General features: G+C 65.0%; 16 protein-coding genes and 2 tRNA genes. 8 read left to right on the forward strand and 10 right to left on the reverse strand.

What is annotated here, in order from left to right:
• The first annotated feature begins 34 nt into the window (after nt 1-34).
• Together KM135_RS05125 and KM135_RS05130 are read left to right on the forward strand one after the other, a co-directional pair.
• Nucleotides 35-457, forward strand: coding sequence for a DUF1801 domain-containing protein (locus KM135_RS05125; RefSeq protein ID WP_221712890.1), 423 nt, complete (start codon nt 35-37; stop codon nt 455-457).
• A 19-nt stretch (nt 458-476) separates the two neighbouring features.
• Nucleotides 477-872 carry a DUF1801 domain-containing protein gene (locus tag KM135_RS05130; RefSeq protein WP_221712891.1) on the forward strand — a complete coding sequence of 132 codons (396 nt, stop codon included), beginning with the start codon at nt 477-479 and terminating at the stop codon, nt 870-872.
• 510 nt (nt 873-1,382) lie between these two features.
• Here the strand turns inward: KM135_RS05130 and KM135_RS05135 are convergent.
• From KM135_RS05135 to KM135_RS05145, 3 genes are all read right to left on the reverse strand, one after another.
• Nucleotides 1,383-1,877, reverse strand: coding sequence for a hypothetical protein (locus tag KM135_RS05135; protein WP_221712892.1), 495 nt, complete (start codon nt 1,875-1,877; stop codon nt 1,383-1,385).
• Between the two features lie 27 nt (nt 1,878-1,904).
• Complete coding sequence (locus KM135_RS05140) at nt 1,905-2,696, reverse strand: SDR family NAD(P)-dependent oxidoreductase (protein ID WP_221712893.1); 792 nt, start codon at nt 2,694-2,696, stop codon at nt 1,905-1,907.
• 187 nt (nt 2,697-2,883) lie between these two features.
• A complete protein-coding gene (locus KM135_RS05145) occupies nt 2,884-3,711 on the reverse strand; it encodes an alpha/beta fold hydrolase (protein ID WP_221712894.1) in 828 nt (275 codons plus the stop codon).
• 151 nt (nt 3,712-3,862) lie between these two features.
• Here KM135_RS05145 and KM135_RS05150 point away from each other — a divergent pair, with 151 nt between their 5' ends.
• Nucleotides 3,863-4,852, forward strand: a complete 990-nt coding sequence (locus tag KM135_RS05150) for a GlxA family transcriptional regulator (RefSeq protein WP_221712895.1) — start codon at nt 3,863-3,865, stop codon at nt 4,850-4,852.
• A gap of 12 nt (nt 4,853-4,864) precedes the next feature.
• On the opposite strand, the gene KM135_RS05155 is transcribed toward KM135_RS05150, so the two are convergent.
• The 4 genes from KM135_RS05155 to cpdR form a co-directional block, all read right to left on the reverse strand.
• A complete protein-coding gene (locus tag KM135_RS05155; protein WP_221712896.1) occupies nt 4,865-5,014 on the reverse strand; it encodes a lmo0937 family membrane protein in 150 nt (49 codons plus the stop codon).
• A 66-nt stretch (nt 5,015-5,080) separates the two neighbouring features.
• The gene (locus KM135_RS05160; protein WP_221712897.1) at nt 5,081-6,046 is read right to left on the reverse strand and encodes an aldo/keto reductase; all 966 of its coding nucleotides are present in this window, start codon (nt 6,044-6,046) and stop codon (nt 5,081-5,083) included.
• Between the two features lie 121 nt (nt 6,047-6,167).
• Nucleotides 6,168-6,242: transfer RNA gene (locus KM135_RS05165), tRNA-Val, on the reverse strand.
• Nucleotides 6,243-6,295: 53 nt separating this feature from the next.
• Nucleotides 6,296-6,673, reverse strand: a complete 378-nt coding sequence (cpdR, locus tag KM135_RS05170) for a cell cycle two-component system response regulator CpdR (protein WP_221712898.1) — start codon at nt 6,671-6,673, stop codon at nt 6,296-6,298.
• Nucleotides 6,674-6,825: 152 nt separating this feature from the next.
• Between cpdR and KM135_RS05175 the strand changes: the two genes are divergently transcribed.
• Complete coding sequence (locus KM135_RS05175) at nt 6,826-7,740, forward strand: N-formylglutamate amidohydrolase (protein ID WP_221712899.1); 915 nt, start codon at nt 6,826-6,828, stop codon at nt 7,738-7,740.
• Nucleotides 7,741-8,017: 277 nt separating this feature from the next.
• On the opposite strand, the gene KM135_RS05180 is transcribed toward KM135_RS05175, so the two are convergent.
• Nucleotides 8,018-8,800 (reverse strand): SapC family protein, encoded by a 783-nt coding sequence (locus KM135_RS05180; protein WP_221712900.1) that lies wholly within the window; start codon nt 8,798-8,800, stop codon nt 8,018-8,020.
• 90 nt (nt 8,801-8,890) lie between these two features.
• Nucleotides 8,891-10,330 carry an FAD-binding oxidoreductase gene (locus tag KM135_RS05185; protein WP_221712901.1) on the reverse strand — a complete coding sequence of 480 codons (1,440 nt, stop codon included), beginning with the start codon at nt 10,328-10,330 and terminating at the stop codon, nt 8,891-8,893.
• A 137-nt stretch (nt 10,331-10,467) separates the two neighbouring features.
• On the opposite strand from KM135_RS05185, the gene KM135_RS05190 reads away from it, so the two are divergent.
• The 4 genes from KM135_RS05190 to KM135_RS05205 all read left to right on the forward strand — a co-directional run bounded on the left by KM135_RS05190 (nt 10,468) and on the right by KM135_RS05205 (nt 16,365).
• Nucleotides 10,468-11,013: a hypothetical protein gene (locus KM135_RS05190; protein ID WP_246605750.1), complete on the forward strand. Its 546-nt coding sequence runs from the start codon at nt 10,468-10,470 to the stop codon at nt 11,011-11,013.
• Between the two features lie 138 nt (nt 11,014-11,151).
• Nucleotides 11,152-12,615, forward strand: a complete 1,464-nt coding sequence (locus KM135_RS05195; protein ID WP_221712902.1) for a DEAD/DEAH box helicase — start codon at nt 11,152-11,154, stop codon at nt 12,613-12,615.
• A gap of 95 nt (nt 12,616-12,710) precedes the next feature.
• A tRNA-Ala gene (locus tag KM135_RS05200) sits at nt 12,711-12,786 on the forward strand.
• Nucleotides 12,787-13,188: 402 nt separating this feature from the next.
• Nucleotides 13,189-16,365, forward strand: coding sequence for a TonB-dependent receptor domain-containing protein (locus KM135_RS05205; RefSeq protein ID WP_221712903.1), 3,177 nt, complete (start codon nt 13,189-13,191; stop codon nt 16,363-16,365).
• Between the two features lie 62 nt (nt 16,366-16,427).
• Here the strand turns inward: KM135_RS05205 and KM135_RS05210 are convergent, their stop codons facing one another.
• Nucleotides 16,428-17,840 carry an efflux transporter outer membrane subunit gene (locus tag KM135_RS05210; protein WP_221712904.1) on the reverse strand — a complete coding sequence of 471 codons (1,413 nt, stop codon included), beginning with the start codon at nt 17,838-17,840 and terminating at the stop codon, nt 16,428-16,430.
• Nucleotides 17,841-17,847 lie beyond the last annotated feature (7 nt).

Below are 17,847 nucleotides of genomic sequence, written 5' to 3' on the forward strand. Positions count from 1 at the left end.
CCTCGCCGGATCGACAGGCGATGGAGTGGACCCGATGGGCGATCAGCCCGCCAACGAGCCGATCCTCCTTTCCGGAGGAAATCCCCAGATACCGAAGGGTTATGGCGAGGAGCCGGTACGGGCGTATATCGCGGCCATGCCGGGCTGGAAGAGCGCGGTGGGCGCGCGGATCGATGTGCTGGTGACCGGCGCGATCCCCAACGTGCGCAAGGCGGTCAAATGGAACTCGCCGCTCTACGGCATGGAGGAGCACAGCTGGTTCCTCAGCCTCCACTGCTTCACGCGCTACATCAAGGTCGCTTTCCTGAACGGCGCCCTGCTGCACCCGACGCCGCCTGTGCCCTCCAAGAGCGGAGCGACGCGCTATCTCCACATTCATGAAAACGATGCCTTCGACGAAGCACAGTTCATCGACTGGATAACGCAGGCGAGCCGTCTGCCGGGCGAGAAACTATAACGAGATCGAGGAGACGATGATGAGCGAGCGGGACGGCGGCCCCTCCGCTTCGGAGCTGATCGACGGGCGCATCGCGGAACTGGGCGACTGGCGCGGCGAGACTCTGGCGCGTCTCCGCGCGCTGATCCACGAGGCCGATCCCGAGGTGATCGAGGAATGGAAATGGCGCGGCGTGCCGGTCTGGTCGCATGGCGGCATCATCACCACGGGCGAGACCTACAAGGCCGTGGTCAAGCTGACCTTCGCCAAGGGCGCGTCGCTGGAGGATCCGGCGGGGCTGTTCAATTCGAGCCTGGACGGCAATGTCCGTCGGGCGATCGACATCAAGGAAGGCGAAGCGATCGACGAGGCAGCGCTGAAGGCGCTGGTGCGCGAGGCGGTGGCGCTGAATTTGGCGAAAAAGACGAAAAAATGACTGAAATGGGCCGGCGCGCCCTTCAGGCATAAACTGTTCCCCGGCGCAGGCCGGGGTCCAGACTCGGCGCGAAGCGCCGAAGGCACGCTAGCGCGTGCGTCTCCTGTTCAGGACTGGACCCCGGCCTGCGCCGGGGAACGGCAAAATGGAAGGTCAGAAATCGCTCGGAAGCGGACTTACATCCGGGGCGGCTTCGGCGCGAGCAGGATGGATAAGAGTACAGCTCCGGCAGCGAGGACCAGCGAAGCGATCGCCCAATACACAGCCCCGACGACATTCGGACCCGATGAATGAATTCGAGCATGGATATAGACCGCGGCCTCCATGCTCACGAACAAGGCTGCAACGACGAGTAAAGACCATCGCAGCACACGAGGATTATGCCTCATCTTGCCTCCATTGACCGCAGGCACGAAAGTCGCTTCAGAAAACACAGACCCAAACAAACGAAAACCCCGAAAGCCACCAGCTCCCGAGGTTCTCAAATTTTCCAACCCTCAAGCTTCGAGGTCATACCGTCTGCATCCGCCGGCTGCCGGTCACCGCCTTGTAGCCCAGCACGATCATCCCGATCAGCATGGCGGCCTGTGCGGCCAGGAACGGCGCTTCCGTTCCGGTGGGTGCGAGGACATTGAGGCCGGGCACCTTGAGGAAGGACTGCACCACCAGCACGAACAGGTTCAGCCAGAGGGCAGCGGTCGCGCTCACCGCATAGACGGTGGCGGCGCGGCCCCGGCGGCCCAAGCCATAGACGGCAATCAGCGCGACCAGCAGGATGATGCTCGAGATGATGCCCGTGCCCAGCGCAGGCGTGAACGTCGTGATCGGGAACAGAAAGCCGGTGAGGCTGGTCAGCACGGTGGTGGCCAGGAACACCGCCTGCCAGCGGGGCAGCCAGCGGCCGTCTGCCAGGGCCTGCATGGCGACGAGGCCCGAGCCGATACCGAGGAAGCTGATGACGACATGTAGAGCAGTGAACTGTGCGATTGTCATTCCGAGGATCATGACACGTCTCCTTTCTTGCTCGTGTTTTCAGGCAGCCACGGCGACGCCGTAACGGGCGGCGGCATGGGCGAGGGACAGATTGGGACGCAGCGCGTCACGGGCCGCCAGATAGGCGTCGAGCTGGGCATTGTCCGGCAGCGCGGGGATCGTGATCGTTTCGCCAAGATCGAAGCCGGCCAGGGTGGCATCGACCATTTCCCCCACCTCCATCACCATCTCGGCAGGAATAGCAGAGAGTTGCGCTTCTTCCCAGATGGCGGTGCGGGTGATGCCGGGCAGCACAGCCTGGACGCGGACGCCCGAGGGCGAGAGCTGGGCGTGCAGTGCCTCGGTGAAGGCAAGGACGAACGCCTTGGTGGCGGGATAGACCGGAGTGAAGCCGTCAGGCATCAGCGCCGTTACCGACGTGATGTTGACGATCGAGCCCTTGCCGGCCTGTGCCAGACGCGGCGCAATGGCGGCCGAAAGCCGCGTGACGGCGAGGATGTTGAGATCGATCATGCCGGTCACATAGGCCGGGTCGAGCTCGAAAATGCCGCCTTCTCCGGCAATGCCGGCATTGTTGACGAGGCCGGTGATGCTGGCATCATCGCGCAGGCGGGTCTCGATGCGGGCGAGATCGTCGGCCTTGGCGAGATCTGCAGCGAGCACTTCGACGCGGACGCCGGTCTCGGCCTGGAGCTTCGCGGCGAGGTCCGCCAGCTTCTCGGCGCGGCGGGCGACGAGGATCAGATTGTTGCCGCGGCGAGCGAGGCGATCGGCGAAGACGGCGCCAATGCCGTCCGATGCGCCGGTGATGAGGATCGTTTCGTTGAACATTGGGGGTCTCCTTGGGATGGGGGTCAGCTTTGCTCGCCTCCCCCTCCCCGTTCGTCCTGAGTAGCCGCTGAGTTCAGCGAAGTGGCGTATCGAAGGACCTGTGCGCGGCCCTTCGATACGGAGACTTCGACAAGCTCAGTCTCCTACTCAGGACGAACGGAATGGGGGAAGGTCGGCTTGTGTTGGTTCAAGCCTGCACGAACTCCAGCAGGTCGGCGTTGAACCGGTCCTGATGGGTCTGCGTCAGGCCATGGTCGGCGCCTTCATAAACCTTGAGGACGGCCTGCTTGACGATCTTGACAGTGGCATGGGCCGAGGCGTCGATGGGGACGATCTGGTCGTCGCTGCCATGCAGGACGAGTGTCGGCACATCGACCTTCTTGAGGTCCTCGTTGAAGTCGCTCTCCGAGAAGGCACGGATGCTGTCGAGCTCGCCCTTGAGGCCGCCCATCAGACCCTGCCGCACGAAGTCGCTGCGCAGCTCCTCGGAGATGACCGCGCCGTCCCGGTTGTAGCCGTAGAAGGGGATGGTCAGGTCCTTGAAGAACTGGGGGCGATTGTCGAACGTGCCCTTGCGGATCGCATCGAAGGCGTCGATCGGCAGGCCGCCAGGATTGGCTTCGGTCTTCAGCATCAGTGGCGGAACAGCGCCGATCAGGGCCAGCCTGGCGACGCGGCTCGTGCCGTGGCGGCCGATATAGCGGGTGACTTCCCCGCCGCCGGTCGAGTGGCCGACGAGGATCACGTCATGCAGGTCGAGCGTCTCGATCAGGTCGGAGAGATCGTCCGCATATTGATCCATATTGTTGTTGTCCCAGACCTGGTCCGAGCGGCCATGGCTGCGGCGGTCATGGGCAATGGTGCGGAAGCCTTCATTGGCGAAGAAGACCATCTGCGCGTCCCACACATCGGCCGTCAGCGGCCAGCCATGGGAGAAGATGATGGGCTGCGCATCCTTGCTGCCCCAGTCCTTGTAGAAGATCCTGGTTCCGTCCTTGGTGGTGATCGTGCTCATCTCGAGTCCTTCTGGCTCTTGGCGAGAGCGCCGTTCGCTCCCTGTGCTTGCAGTTGTAAGCACCTTGCGTGACAAGCAGAATTGGCGGACCCGACATAAACCGGGTCGATTCCGACAAAGGGCTTTCGGAGCGTCGAAGGAGTGACGGAACATGGCGGGGACGGAACAACCCAAAGCGGAAGTCGGGCTGGTCACTTATGCCGGCTGTCAGCTGGCGATGGTCCACGGGATGACCGACCTGCTCCAGATTGCCGGGCAATTCTCGCGCGATCATGGCGGGCCGGTGATCCGCGTGAGCCACTGGGCCGTGCAGCCGGACGGCAGCTTCGCGCGCAGCCATGACACGCATGCGGAGCTGGGTGCCGGTGCGTCGCCCGATGTGCTGATCGTGCCCGGCCGGCTCTCCGGCCCGGCGGGAGCGGAGGAGTCCGCGCCTTATGCGCGCTGGCTGCTCGATCGCCATGCGCGCGGCGTCACCCTCGCCTCCAATTGTGGCGGCGCTTTCATTCTGGCGGCGACGGGCCTGCTCTCCGGGCGCCCGGCGACGACGCACTGGCTGTTCGCCGAACCGTTTCGCGAGCGCTTCCCGGACGTGAAGCTCGATCCCGACCGGATCGTGATCGACGACGGCGACATCATCACAGCGGGGGGCCTGATGGCCTGGACCGACCTTGGCCTGCGCATCGTGGATCGGCTGCTGGGGCCGAGCATCATGCTCGAGTGCAGCCGCTTCCTGCTGATCGACCCGTCAGGCCGCGAGCAACGCCACTACGCGCGCTTCGTGCCGAAACTCACGCATGGCGATGAAGCCATCCTGAAAGTGCAGCACTGGCTTCAGGCGCGCGAGGCGCGCTCGATCAGCGTCGGCGAGATGGCGGCGCAGATCGGTATGGAGGAGCGCACCTTCCAGCGGCGGTTCAAGTCGGCGACGGGTATGACGCCGATCGAATATGCGCAGCATCTGCGCATCGGCAGGGCGCGTGAGCTGCTGGAGTTTACCAAGCGCACGATCGACCAGATCGCCTGGTCGGTCGGCTATGAGGACGCCGCTGCGTTCCGCAAGCTGTTCCACCGGCTCATCGGCCTGGCGCCTGCCGAATACCGCCAGCGCTTCGCCGTGGCGAACACGCAGGCGGCATAGGGATTGGCGCGACTATACGACGCGCCGTCCGGTGACGAGCTGATAGACCAGCACGACCGCTGCGACGACGAGCAGAAGGTGAATGAGGCCGCCGCCGATGTTTAGCGCCAGGAAGCCCAGCGCCCAGAGGACGAGAAGAATGACGACGATTGTCCAGAGCATGTGGCTCTCCTGAAGCATGTGGTTGTCGAGGAGAGAAACGCGCGCGGACGCCGACCGGTTCCTTGGCTATGCGACGGCTTGGATCTCGCTGGCCTGATCGAGACGCGAGACCTGCTCGTCGCTCAGCGTGACGCGACCGGCGGCCATGATCTCGTTGAGCTGGGCAAGGCTGGTCGCGCTGGCGATCGGCGCCGTCACGCTGCGCCGCTGCATCAGCCAGGCGAGCGCGATCTGCGCGGGCTTCTCGCCCTGCTCGGCCGCCACCGCATCCAGTGCCGACAGGATCGCCGTGCCGCGGGCGTTCATGTAGTTCTTCTGCACCTGTGCGCCGCGCGGGCTGCTCGCCACGTCGGCGTCGGAGCGATATTTGCCGGTGAGGAAACCGCTTGCCAGCGAATAATAGCTGATCACGCCGACATCGCGGTCGAGGCAGAGATCTTCGAGCGGCCCCTCGAACTTGTCGCGGTCATAGAGATTGTAGAAGGGCTGGAGCGAGGCGAAACGCGGCAGATCGTTACGCTCGGCGATATCCAGCGCCTCGGCCAGGCGCGCGGGCGCGAAGTTGGACGCGCCGACCGCGCGAATCTTGCCGGCCTTGATGAGCTTGTCATAGGCGCCCAGCGTCTCTTCCAGCGGCGTGTCCTGATCGTCGACGTGCGACTGGAACAAGTCGATATAGTCGGTGTTGAGGCGCTTCAGCGCGATATCGACCGCCCGCTCGATCCGGGCTGCACCCAGGCCCTTGTCATCGGGGCCGAGCGGGACGCCGGTCTTGGTGGCGATGACGACGCGATCGCGCCGGCCCCGCGAGGCGATCCACGAGCCGAGAATCGCCTCGGACTCGCCGCCTTTGTGCCCCGGTACCCAGATCGAATAAGCATCCGCCGTGTCGATGCAATTATATCCGCCGTCCACGAAGGCATCCAGCAGGGCATGAGACGTCGCTTCGTCAGCGGTCCAGCCGAACACATTGCCGCCGAACACCAGAGGCGCGATCGACAGGTCCGATGTCCCGAGGCGTCGATGGTCCATATGGCACTCCTTCTCCCTGCTCCGTTGCGCGTAACCCTACAGGATGGAAGCGAAGGGCGTCGAGAGCGGTTTCGAGCGGGGAGGAAAACAAAAAAGCCCCGCATCGCTGCGAGGCTTTTCATGGTGGGCGTGGCAAGGATTGAACTTGCGACCCCTGCGATGTCAACACAGTGCTCTACCACTGAGCTACACGCCCACTGAGGGAGCGGCCTTTACGCAAGCACTCCGGCCTGCGCAAGCGCTAAAACTTCAGGACAATCCGCTGGCGCTGTTGCGATCGAAAATGCGGTCCACTTCCAGCACCAGATCGCGCAGATGGAAAGGCTTGGAGAGCACCTTGGCTTCCGGTGCCATGCGGCCCGCGCGGAGCGTCACCGCCGCGAAGCCGGTGATGAACATCACCCGCGTTTCCGGCGCGACCGAGGCGACATGCTGGGCGAGTTCGATGCCGTCCATCTCGGGCATGACGATATCGGTCAACAGCAGATCGAAGCGCTCTGACGCGATCAGCGGGAGAGCAGCGGTGCCGCGATCGACAGCGACGACTTCATAGCCCGAGCGCTCCAGCGCGCGGGTCAGATACTGCCGCATCGAATCGTCGTCTTCCGCCACAAGAATGCGAATCATGTCCTGCCTCGACCCTGCTTTTCCCACTTTCATTGGGGAATGAACACCAATCCACTGCATGGACTTGGCGTCGCTCATGTTCTTATGCGACAAGCCATTAAAATTTTCCATCGCCAGTGGTCAATTCGAGACGGAAGGAGGCGCGCGGACGGATGAACGGGGACGGAGCGCATGACGCTGATCCGGCGCCGGAACCCGCGGCGAACCATCTCGCCTATCGGCTCCATGGCGCGCCGGGCGCGCATGGCCCGCTCGTCTTCGCCGTGCCCCACGCCGGGCGCGACTACAGCCCCGATCTCCTCGCGCGGGCGCGCGTCCCGCTGGAGGCGCTCTCAAGGCTTGAGGACCGGCTCGCCGACAGTCTGGCGGACAGGCTGATCGCCCAGGGTCATCATGTGATCGTCGCCACGCAACCCCGCGCGCTCATCGACCTCAACCGCGACGAGCGCGAAATCGACCTGCGCGCCGTGACCGGCACGCCCTGGAACTTCCGGAGCCTGACCAGCGCCAAGGTGCGCGGCGGTCTGGGCCTCGTTCCCGAGCGGCTGACGCAGATCGGCCATCTCTGGCGCGCGCCGCTCTCCTACATCGAACTGCGCGAGCGCATCGAGAGCGTACATCGGCCCTATCATGCCGCGCTGGCGGCTGCGCTGGAGGCGACCCGGCGGCGCCACGGCGTCGCCCTGTTGGTCGATATTCATTCCATGCCGCCACTGCGCGAAACGCCGGGCTTCGAGGGTCCTGCCCCGCGTGTCGTGATCGGCGATCGCTTTGGCCGCAGCGCGACCGATCGGCTGACCGATCTCTGCGCCGATTTCATCCGGCGGCAACATGTGCCGGTTGCGATCAACTCGCCTTATTCGGGCAATCATATCCTCGAGCGCCACGGGCGTCCCGCGCAGGGAATTCACGCCATCCAGATCGAGTTCGATCGCGGCCTGTACCTCGCTGACGATCTGATGACGCCCGGTCCCGGCCTTGCCGCGATGCAGCGGCTGCTGGCCGGTCTGGCCGATGCGCTGAGCCAGGAACTGGCCGGATCTGCCCTCCCCTTCGCCGCCGAATAAAAAACCACCCCGTGCATCGCACAGGGTGGCCCAGGTTCAGGGAGGAGACGTCCCGAAAGGGCGGGACGCCCGCGCAAAGGCTCGAAAGGGGGAACAAGCCTCTACGTATTCGCAACCTAAGTCACGAACAGGCCGTTTTCAAGTGCAGGCATGGGCTGAAGGACCATATTAGTTGATATAGTCCCTAAGAAATGAGGCGACTCGCGCATATCCGCGCGAATCGCCTCATAGTTATTTTGCAGTGCCGAAGCTCAATTGGTTAACGGCGGGCGCTGCCTCAGCTGATCTGATAGGCCGGCGCCGGGCCGAGGCCCAGCTTGCGCTGGTTGAAGAAGACTTCCCGCATGCCCTGCAACGAGAGCAGATGCGCATACAGAAGCGGCAGAACGCCGTTCTGGTTGAGCTTGCGAAGCTGGTCGCCGCGCAGTTCGCGCAGCTTGTCCTCGCTGACCATCTGGAAACCGCGATAGACGAACGGTTGCTCGACATCGCTCACCTGAATGCTCAGCTCGCCGTCCATGAGCAGGCCGGATTCCTGCAGTTCGGTCATGAAATTGCCGGTGCGCTGCGCGGCTTCCTCGAAATTCTGGCAGAAGGCCAGCAAGTCCTTGGTCAGCTGGGTCGCCTCGCCATTCTCGATCAGCGGCTGGCCTTCCTCGGCCTCGCCGATGAAGCCGCAGGTCGGGTCAAAGCAGAGCGACATCTCATCCCGTGCCGGATCGAGGCGGACGAGCATCCAGGGATAGCGGCGAATATAGGCGGGGATATAGCCATCGTCGCGCAGGAGCTTGCCCTGCGCGTCAACCAGCGTGTTGACGCCCTCGTTGAGGCCCATCAGCGCGAGCGGCAGCGGGTTCGGGCCGCTCGAGAACACGATCGGCAGGTAGCGCGAGCACTGGGCGAACTCATCGACGGTCAGCGGCACCGCGTGAACGCCGACGAGATAAGGCGCGTTCTCGCTGGGGCTCAGCTTGAAATTGCCGTGCTGCTCGACATTGAGCGGCACGAGATCGTTGTAAAGCAGGGGCAGGTTCTGGACCTGCGGCGCTGCGGTGGCCATGACATCAACTCCTGAAGATCGTGCGGATTGGCTGCGGCTCACCCGATCGGGCGGCCGGATCGACGCCCGGCCATAAAGACCTCGCCTAGCCTAGGCAAGGGGCACGAGTTTCCCGGGATTGAACAGTCCGAGCGGGTCGAACGCCTGCTTGATCGCGCGCACCGCATTGAGCTGCGCAGGCGCCGTCAGCCGCGCGAATTCGTCGATCTTCATCTGGCCGATGCCATGCTCGGCGGAGATCGATCCACCCATGGAGACGACCTGATCGTTGACGAAGCGCGTCGCTTCCTCGCCGGTCTGCGCGATCCAGGTCTTGCCCTGCCCTGGCCCTTCACCCTTTGGCGAGCGCACATGGAAATGCACATTGCCGTCACCCAGATGACCGAAGGACGATGCCGTGGCGCCGGGAAAGCGCGCCTCGCAGGCGGCGGCGACATCGACCATGAAGCGCGGCATGTCGGCAATCGGCACGCTGATGTCGAATTGCAGCGCCGGCCCCTGCGAGCGCTCGGCCTCCGACGCGCTTTCGCGCAGCTTCCAGAACGCTTCCGCCTGAGTCTCGTTCGCGGCGATGGCGGCATCCACGGCCAGTTCCTTCTCGAACGCATCGGCGAGCGCGGCTTCCATCCGTTCCTGCGCGCTCGGGCCGCTGGCGCCGGCATCGAGATCGATCTCGATCAGCGCATTCCAGGGCGTCAGCGTCTCGATCGGCTGGCGCGTGCCGGGAATGACCGAGAGGATGAAGCCGAGCGTGTCCGCCGCGATCACCTCGAACCCCTCGACGACGGGACCCAACTGCTCCTCCATATGACGCAACAGCGCCAGCGCCTGCTCGGGCGTCTCGAGGCCGACCCAGGCCACGGCGCGATCGGCAATGGCCGGCGACAGACGCAGACTGGCGGCCGTGACGATGCCGAGCGTCCCTTCCGCGCCGATCAGCAGCTGCTTGATGTCGTAGCCGCGATTGTCCTTCTTGAGCGCGGCGATGCCGTCATGGATCGAGCCATCGGGCAGCACGGCCTCGATGCCCTCGACGAGCGCGCGCATGGTGCCGTGGCGCAGCACCTGCGTGCCGCCGGCATTGGTCGAGACAAGCCCGCCGACCGTCGCCGATCCCTTGGCGCCGAGACTGAGCGGGAAACGGCGTCCGGCCGCTTCCGCCGCCGCATGCAGATTGGAGAGGATGACGCCGGCCTCGCAGACGGCCAGATTGGCATCGGCATCGAGGCTGCGAATCGCGTTCATCGCGCGGAGCGAGAGGATGAGGGCGCTGCCGTCGATCGGGGGCGTAGCCCCGCCGACCATCGAGCTGTTGCCGCCCTGGGGCACGATCGGCACGCGATACTCGCGTGCGGTGTGCACCATTGCCGCCACCTCCTGCGTCGTGCGCGGAGTCAGGATCGCCGCGGCCTCCCCATGGAACTTGCCGCGCCAATCCTCCAGCCAGGGCACGATCAGGTCGCGATCCTCGATCAGCCCCTTGGGGCCGGCAATGGCACGAAAGGCGTCCAGCGCAGCAGGCGAAATCATGGCCGCCTTATGCCGCCTGACGCCGGGCAATGCCAGCCCGGCGCATGGGCGCGGTGCCCTTGCGGCCCGACGGCGACAATTAATCGGCTGTTCAAGCACATCCCGCTAGGGCATGGTCCGACCCTGGGGTTCGATCATTGCCAACTCTTACGACGACCTTTCTCCTGCCGATCCTGCTTGCATCCGCTCCGGATGCCGCGTCCGCGCCTCGGGCGAAGACGGCAGGTGCCGGGGCGTTCGCCGGCAGGCAGCTGGCGCAGGTGACGATCGAACAGCGCGTCATCATCCGCATTCCCACGGTACGTACCGGCCCGCAACGCTCCAACGCGATGCGCGCGGAAGCCGCCCCGGCCCCGCCATCGATCCGCTGGAAGGAAACCAAGGGTCCGAAATGCATCCCGCTCAACGGCTTGCGCGGCGCCGTCATCAACATGCTCGACGGCATCACGATGGTCACGGGCCGCAACGAGCAATATCGCACGCATTTCGGCCGCGCCTGCCGCGCCGCGGACTTCTATTCCGGCTTCTATATACAGCCCAACGAGGATGGCGCGATCTGCGCGGGCCGGGACACGCTGCATGCTCGCAACGGCTCCGCTTGCGAAATCGAGAAATTCTCGCGCATGGTGCCCGAGGTCGCGCCGCCGGAGAAACCCCGCAAGCCCGAGCGGGCGGAACCGTAAGTCACGCGCGGCACCGCCGGGGACGTCCCCCGGAATTCCTTGACAGCGGGCGCGCTCTTGCTCATGGCGCGAGCGGCTGATCGCGCGCGCTGACGCACCGTCCAGCCCATTCGCGCTCTCCTGAATCACGGAATCCTGATGCCCTTTGCCGACCTCGGCCTGTCAGACGAATTGCTAAGAGCGGTCGAAGAGGCCGGCTATAGCGAGCCCACGCCGATCCAGGCGCAGGCGATCCCCTCCGTCCTCATGATGCGCGATATCATCGGCATCGCCCAGACAGGCACCGGCAAGACAGCCAGCTTCGTGCTGCCGATGATCGACATATTGTCGCAGGGCCGCGCCCGCGCCCGCATGCCGCGCAGCCTCATTCTCGAGCCGACCCGCGAGCTGGCTGACCAGGTCGCCCAGAATTTCGAGAAATACGCCAAGTACACCAAGCTCTCGACCGCCCTGCTGATCGGCGGCGTCTCGATGGGCGACCAGGTGAAGGCGCTCGAGAAGGGCGTCGATGTGCTGATCGCCACGCCCGGCCGCCTGATGGACCTGTTCGAGCGCGGCAATATCCTGCTGACCGGCTGCTCGCTGCTGGTGATCGACGAAGCCGACCGTATGCTCGACATGGGCTTCATCCCCGATATCGAGAATATCTGCACGAAGCTGCCCGCCAACCGGCAGACGCTGCTGTTCTCGGCGACCATGCCGCCGCCGATCAAGAAGCTGTCGGACCGGTTCCTCTCGAATCCCAAGTCGATCGAGGTCGCGCGCCCCGCAACCGCATCGGCCAACATCGCGCAGATGCTCGTGCCGGTCGGCGAACGCGACAAGCGCGAGATGCTGCGCCAGTTGCTCAAGAGCGAAGGCGTCGATAGCGCGATCATCTTCTGCAATCGCAAGACGATGGTGCGCGAGCTCAACAAGAGCCTGAAGCGGCACGGCTTCAAGTCGGGCGAGATCCATGGCGACATCGACCAGTCGGCGCGCATTGCCGAGCTGGAGAAGTTCAAGAGCGGCGAGATCAACCTGCTGGTTGCTTCCGACGTCGCGGCGCGCGGTCTGGACATCAAGGGCGTGAGCCATGTGTTCAACTTCGACGCGCCCTGGCATCCCGACGATTATGTCCACCGCATCGGCCGCACGGGCCGCGCGGGTGCCACCGGCAAGGCCTTCACCTTCGTGACGAAGCAGGATGCCGAGGCGATCGACAATATCGAGAAGCTGATCGGCAACAAGATCGAGCGCCTGGATACCGGCGTCACGATTGAGGAAAGCGATGACGGCGGTGCCGCACGAGGCCGCCCGGCGCGCGGTGGCGCCAAGCGCGGCAGAGGCAAGAGCGAAGAGCGGCCCGCACAGCGCGAGCGCGACGATCGACCGGCGCGCGGCGAGAAGAGCGAGGCCGGCGAGCGCCCTGCCCGCGAAGCACGCCCCGCCCGTGAAGCCCGCGACGAGCGGCCGGCGCGTGCCGAACGCCCGGCGAGGCCGGATCGCGGCGACCGGGGACGCGACCGTCCGCGCCGCGATGATCGCCAGCAGGACGATGGTCCCGATGACGGCTGGAACGGCCCCACCCCGGCTTTCCTCAACTTCGGTTTCGACAGCTGATCGCGGTCATCTGACCGGGATCGAAAAGGCTTTCACCGCGTCCCGAAAACGCATTGCAATGCGCGAAAGCCCTGCTTATAGGCAGCGCTCCCTGTGGGGCTGTAGCTCAGTTGGGAGAGCGCGTCGTTCGCAATGACGAGGTCAGCGGTTCGATCCCGCTCAGCTCCACCAGGGACTTTCCGACATCTCTCCCCCGCCAGTTCCGGGGGTACATACAGGCCGCACCGGCCGCCTTTTCTGACATGCGAAACTCGCGCGCGGCGGCAAAAGCCTATGGCGGAGAGTTTTCGTTGCGACGAATATTCCCTGAAAACCGTAACTTAGAAACAAATCAGGCAGGCTGATATCGGTCAGCGGGGGCGAAATTTCTCTATCTGTGCGCTGGATATTCCTTCCGCTGCCCGCGCACCGAACTTCCTAATTGGGCAAGCCTTCCGCCCCCTGTTCGTTACGCTGCACGAAACAGAACAGAAAAGGTTCGGAGAATTGTTTGATCGATCGGGACCGACTGGCCGCTGAGCCAGCCGGCGATGAACGATCAGCCATGCAACTATCTTATGGGGAGGTGTCAAAATGAGGACATTCTTGAGAATTTCGTCGTCGGTACTCGCTTTGGTAGCGGTACCAAATGTGACCATGGCCCAGAACGACGCCGCGCCGCAGAGCGCGGAAGCAGAAGTCGAAAATCAGGAAATCATCGTCACCGGTTCGCGCCTGGGCCGATCCACGTTCAACTCGCCGACGCCTGTCACGGTTGTCAGCGGTGAACAGATCCAGGCCATGGGTCAGGTCAATATCGGCGAAACGATCCAGACGCTGCCGCAGAACGTCTCGAAGGTTTCCGAAACCAACACCGGCCTGAACATCGCCGCGACGCTGAATGCCGGCGCCAATATCGCCGACCTTCGCGGGCTCAATCCCAATAACGGCGTCCGCACGCTGACCCTGGTCGATACGCGGCGCTTCGTGCCGTCCACGACCGGCGGCGCGGTCGATATGAACCTCATCCCATCGATGCTGGTGAAGTCCATCGAGACGGTCACCGGCGGCGCTTCGGCCGCCTACGGCACGGATGCGCTCGCGGGCGTGGTCAACATCATCCTCGACAAGGAACTGACGGGCATCAAGGCGCAGGTCGACTACGGCCAGACCTTCCGCGGCGACGGCAAGACCTTCCACGGATCGATGGCGGCGGGCACCGGCTTTGCCGGTGGCAAGGGCCACATCATCTTCGGCGCGGAATATCAGGACAGCGGCGAGATCGGCGACTGCGTCTATGTGCGCGAATGGTGCGCCAGGTCGCCGGACGTGTTCGACAACCAGGCCTTCGCGACCAACGGCCTGCCCCGCACGCTGCGCGGCAACAACGGCGCCTATACCAATTACGACCTCTCGACCGTCATCCGCATGACGACCGGCGCGCCTCGCAACAACGCACTGGCACTGCGCGGGCTGGTGTTCAGCCCCGACGGCAGGAAAGTCCTGCAGTATGATCCGGGCAACTTTACCGCGAGCAACGGCTTCGGCGAACGTCAGGGCGGCGACTGCACGGTCGATTGCTCGCCCTGGTCGGAAGTGCAGCTTCGGCCGGAAATCAAGCGTCTCGCGCTCTTCTCTCATGCCGATTACGAGTTCTCGCCTAGCCTGAAGGGCTTCATCGAAGGCTCCTATGGCACGAGCGAATCCAAGGTCGCCGGCATCTCGCTCGGGCCGTCGTCCGGTACGCCGATCCGCTCCGACTATTTCTGGCTGAACGGCGTCACCTACACCGACCAGGCGACCGGCCAGACCCGGCTGCTGTCGGACCTGATCGCGGCCAACCCGAACTCTGCCGCTGCGCAGGGTCAGGTTTCGCAGGCGCCGGGCGTGCCGACCTCGCCGATCTTCGTCGCCAAGCATATGCGCAACGTGCCCGGCACGCGCCAGACCGTGAACACGGACCTGACCACCTGGCGCGTCGCGGCCGGCCTCAGCGGCGACCTGGATTTCCTGAACGGCATCAAATGGGATGCCTATTATCAATATGGCAAGACCACGCGGGACGTGCTCGTGACCGGCAACCGCGTGAACCGCTTCTTCATGTATGCGCTCGACGCGGTCGATCAGGGCCTTGCAACGACGGGTGTCGCCAATGGCGTCGCGGTCTGCCGCGCCACCCTGCCCGGCCCGGTCAACACCTCGACGCCCGCCGGCTTCGAACAGCACTGGAACCGCGCGGACGCCGCCGGCTGCGTTCCGCTCAACATTCTGGGCCAGAACACGGAAAGCGCGGCCGCCATCGCTTATGCCTATCGCGATGCGACCGAACGTTTCGACTACAGCCAGCATGTCGCGGCGTTCAACCTGAGCGGCGACATCTTCGACCTCTGGGCCGGCCCGTTCGGCCTGGCGGTCGGCGGCGAGTATCGCTTCGAGAGCGGCTCGACGACGCACGGCCAGTTGCCCTTCAACGTCTCCAATACCAACAGTCCGTTCGGCAACGACATCAGTGGCACGCTGAAGATTTTCGAGGCCTATGCGGAAGCCAATCTGCCGCTGCTCCGCGATTTCGTCCTCGCCGACTATGCCGAGCTCAACGGTGCCGTGCGCCAGACCTTCCAGACCAATGAGGACGGCGTCTCGGGCAACAGCAAGGATCTCAAATTCACGACCTGGAAAGTCTCGGCCATCTGGGACGTGACGGACTGGCTGCGCTTCCGTGCAACCCGTTCGCGCGACGTGCGTGCGGCGAGCTTCACCGATCTCTACACGAACCTGCCGGACGTCCTGCCCGGACCGCCGGCGGGTGGTATCCCGAACTGGTGGCTCGACCCGGGCCGCCCGTCCGCGATCAACGATTTCGCTACGGTCACTTATCCGGCCAACTTCGCGCTGGAGCCCGAAGTCGGCAACACGCTCACCGTCGGCGTCGTGCTGCAGCCCAAGGGCTTCCTCAACGGCCTGCGCCTGTCGGTCGATTACTACAAGATCGATCTTTCCGGCGCGATCGGCGTGCTGACGGCCAACGAAATCGCCGCGGCCTGCTTCAACACCGGCTCGTTCTGCGACAAGATCCTGGCGGCTGACGGCACGCCGTTCAGCACGCTCTCGACCACCGATCCCAAGCGCCGCGACGCTGGCACAGTGATCCGCGGCGCGAACAATATCGGCGTGCTCAACCAGTCGGGCTGGGACGTAGAGCTGCTCTACACCCTTCCGCTCGACCGGATCTCGTCCTCGATCCCCGGCCGGTTCACCTTCCGCGGTCTGGCCACCATCAACGACAAGATGGTGGTGGACGCCAACACGACCGACAGCGCGCCCGGCATCGATTATCACAACCAGACCGGCGGCTCGGCGTTCTCGGGCTTCACCGCGCCGTCCAAATATATCCTGACCGGCTATGCCACTTATGACGTGGGCGGCTTCAGCGTGACCTGGGACGTTCGCCATATCCCGCAGGGCATCTACGATGTCCGGCGCGATCCCAGCCTGCCGGTCGCGAACCTCAACAGCATCAACTATAATACGGTGGGCTCGCGCTGGTACTGGGGTCTCTCGACCTCGTACAAGTTCGGTCTGGGCGGCGACGACAATAATGCGGAATTCTTCCTGTCGATCCGCAACATCTTCGACAAGGACCCGCCAAGCTCGCCGAACAACGTCAACGGATCGTCGGGCTATGTCGCCGGCAACGGCGGCCCGACCAACCCCGTCTTCTACGACACGATCGGCGCTCGCTGGCGCGCAGGTGTTCGCGTCGCCTTCTAAGTTCCTCTGTCGGAAGTTGGCAGGCCGCAGCGGACCCAGGTTCGCTGCGGCTTTTTTCCACTTTAGGCCGCGCTGCTCCAGCCACCCGCGAGCGCCCGGAACACATCGATCTGGGCCTGCGCGACGAGAGCGTCCTGCAAAGCGAGCGCGGCCTCGGCCTCGGCGAAGGTTCGCTCGGTATCGAGCTGCTGAAGGGAGTCGATCGCGCCCTCGCGCTGCTGCGCGCGGGTGATCGTCGCCGCCTTCTCAGCGGAATCGCGCGCGGCCTTCAGCGACTGGCGCCGCTCCAGCGCGCGGCCATAGTTGGAGAGCGCCGTCTCGGTTTCTTCGAGTGCGTTGAGCACGGCCCCGTCGAATACCGCGAGCGATTCCTTGCCCTGCGCCTCGGCACCGGCAATGCGCGCGCGCGCCGCTTCCTGATTGGGGAAGTTCCAGCTGATCAGGCCGCCGAGCAGCCAGCGCAGCGGCCCCGCACCGAAGATGCTGCCGATGTCGTTGCCCGTCGAGCCGACCGATCCGCCAAGCGAGATGCGCGGGTAGAGATCGGCCGTGGCGACGCCGATGCGCGCCGTATCGGCCGCCAGGCGCCGCTCGGCAGCGCGGACATCGGGCCGGCGAACCAGCAGGGCCGTGCCGTCGCCCACCGGAATCGGCTGCGTGATCTCGAGCCCGACCGCCCGCTTGCCCGCAATCTCGGGCAGCGCATTGGGCGCGCGCCCGGTGAGGGTCGCCAGGCGGAACAAGGCCGCCTGGCGCTGTGCCTCGATCCGGGGAATGTCGGCGGCGCGCTGATCGCGCAAGGTCGCGATGCGCGCGACATCGAGCGAGGTGGCGAGGCCTGCTGACTGGCGGCGCTTGGTGAGGTCGAGCAAGCGATCCAGCAAGCCGACAATCTCGCGATTGACGGTGAGCTGCGCCGCGCCCGAGGCCGCATCGGCATAAGCGCGCGTCGTATCGGCGACAACGGCGACCCGCACAGCCTCCGCATCGGCGGCAGCCGCATCGGCATCGCCGCGCGCTGCCTCGACACCCCGGCTTACGCGGCCGAACAGATCGACCTCATAGGAGACGCTGAGCCCCGCATCGATCGACCAGTCCTCGCGCGGTGCCCCGGCGGGACGCTGCCCGGCGGGCAGACGGCCATAGTCGGCACCCGCACTGAGGCCGGTCTGCGGCAGCCGGTCCGACCGGGCACCGCGCAGGGCCGCCCTCGCCCGTTCCAGCCGGGCGACGGCGCCGCGGACATCGGTGTTGGCGGCAAGCGCATCGGCGATGAGCTGATCGAGCACCGGATCCTCGTAGAGCCGCCACCAGTCCTGCTCGACAGGGGCTTGCGCGAAGGCCGGAGCCTGCGCGGAGAGGAAGGGGCCGGAGGACGTCGCAGGGGGCGTAGGCGCGACGTAGTCCGGCCCCGCCGCGCACGCTGAAAGCGCCAGCGCGGAAACCATGGGGACGATGAAGCGAGCCAGTTTCATGGGCTTT

The organism is Sphingobium xanthum, from assembly GCF_019737615.1.
Lineage (GTDB): Bacteria > Pseudomonadota > Alphaproteobacteria > Sphingomonadales > Sphingomonadaceae > Sphingobium > Sphingobium xanthum.

What these genes read in the sequence shown, in the direction of transcription:
- KM135_RS05125 (WP_221712890.1), top strand. Translation starts at nt 35, where the DNA reads ATGGGCGATCAGCCCGCCAACGAGCCGATCCTCCTTTCCGGAGGAAAT.
- KM135_RS05130 (WP_221712891.1), top strand. Translation starts at nt 477, where the DNA reads ATGAGCGAGCGGGACGGCGGCCCCTCCGCTTCGGAGCTGATCGACGGG.
- KM135_RS05135 (WP_221712892.1), bottom strand. Translation starts at nt 1,877, where the DNA reads ATGATCCTCGGAATGACAATCGCACAGTTCACTGCTCTACATGTCGTC.
- KM135_RS05140 (WP_221712893.1), bottom strand. Translation starts at nt 2,696, where the DNA reads ATGTTCAACGAAACGATCCTCATCACCGGCGCATCGGACGGCATTGGC.
- KM135_RS05145 (WP_221712894.1), bottom strand. Translation starts at nt 3,711, where the DNA reads ATGAGCACGATCACCACCAAGGACGGAACCAGGATCTTCTACAAGGAC.
- KM135_RS05150 (WP_221712895.1), top strand. Translation starts at nt 3,863, where the DNA reads ATGGCGGGGACGGAACAACCCAAAGCGGAAGTCGGGCTGGTCACTTAT.
- KM135_RS05155 (WP_221712896.1), bottom strand. Translation starts at nt 5,014, where the DNA reads ATGCTCTGGACAATCGTCGTCATTCTTCTCGTCCTCTGGGCGCTGGGC.
- KM135_RS05160 (WP_221712897.1), bottom strand. Translation starts at nt 6,046, where the DNA reads ATGGACCATCGACGCCTCGGGACATCGGACCTGTCGATCGCGCCTCTG.
- cpdR (WP_221712898.1), bottom strand. Translation starts at nt 6,673, where the DNA reads ATGATTCGCATTCTTGTGGCGGAAGACGACGATTCGATGCGGCAGTAT.
- KM135_RS05175 (WP_221712899.1), top strand. Translation starts at nt 6,826, where the DNA reads ATGAACGGGGACGGAGCGCATGACGCTGATCCGGCGCCGGAACCCGCG.
- KM135_RS05180 (WP_221712900.1), bottom strand. Translation starts at nt 8,800, where the DNA reads ATGGCCACCGCAGCGCCGCAGGTCCAGAACCTGCCCCTGCTTTACAAC.
- KM135_RS05185 (WP_221712901.1), bottom strand. Translation starts at nt 10,330, where the DNA reads ATGATTTCGCCTGCTGCGCTGGACGCCTTTCGTGCCATTGCCGGCCCC.
- KM135_RS05195 (WP_221712902.1), top strand. Translation starts at nt 11,152, where the DNA reads ATGCCCTTTGCCGACCTCGGCCTGTCAGACGAATTGCTAAGAGCGGTC.
- KM135_RS05205 (WP_221712903.1), top strand. Translation starts at nt 13,189, where the DNA reads ATGAGGACATTCTTGAGAATTTCGTCGTCGGTACTCGCTTTGGTAGCG.
- KM135_RS05210 (WP_221712904.1), bottom strand. Translation starts at nt 17,840, where the DNA reads ATGAAACTGGCTCGCTTCATCGTCCCCATGGTTTCCGCGCTGGCGCTT.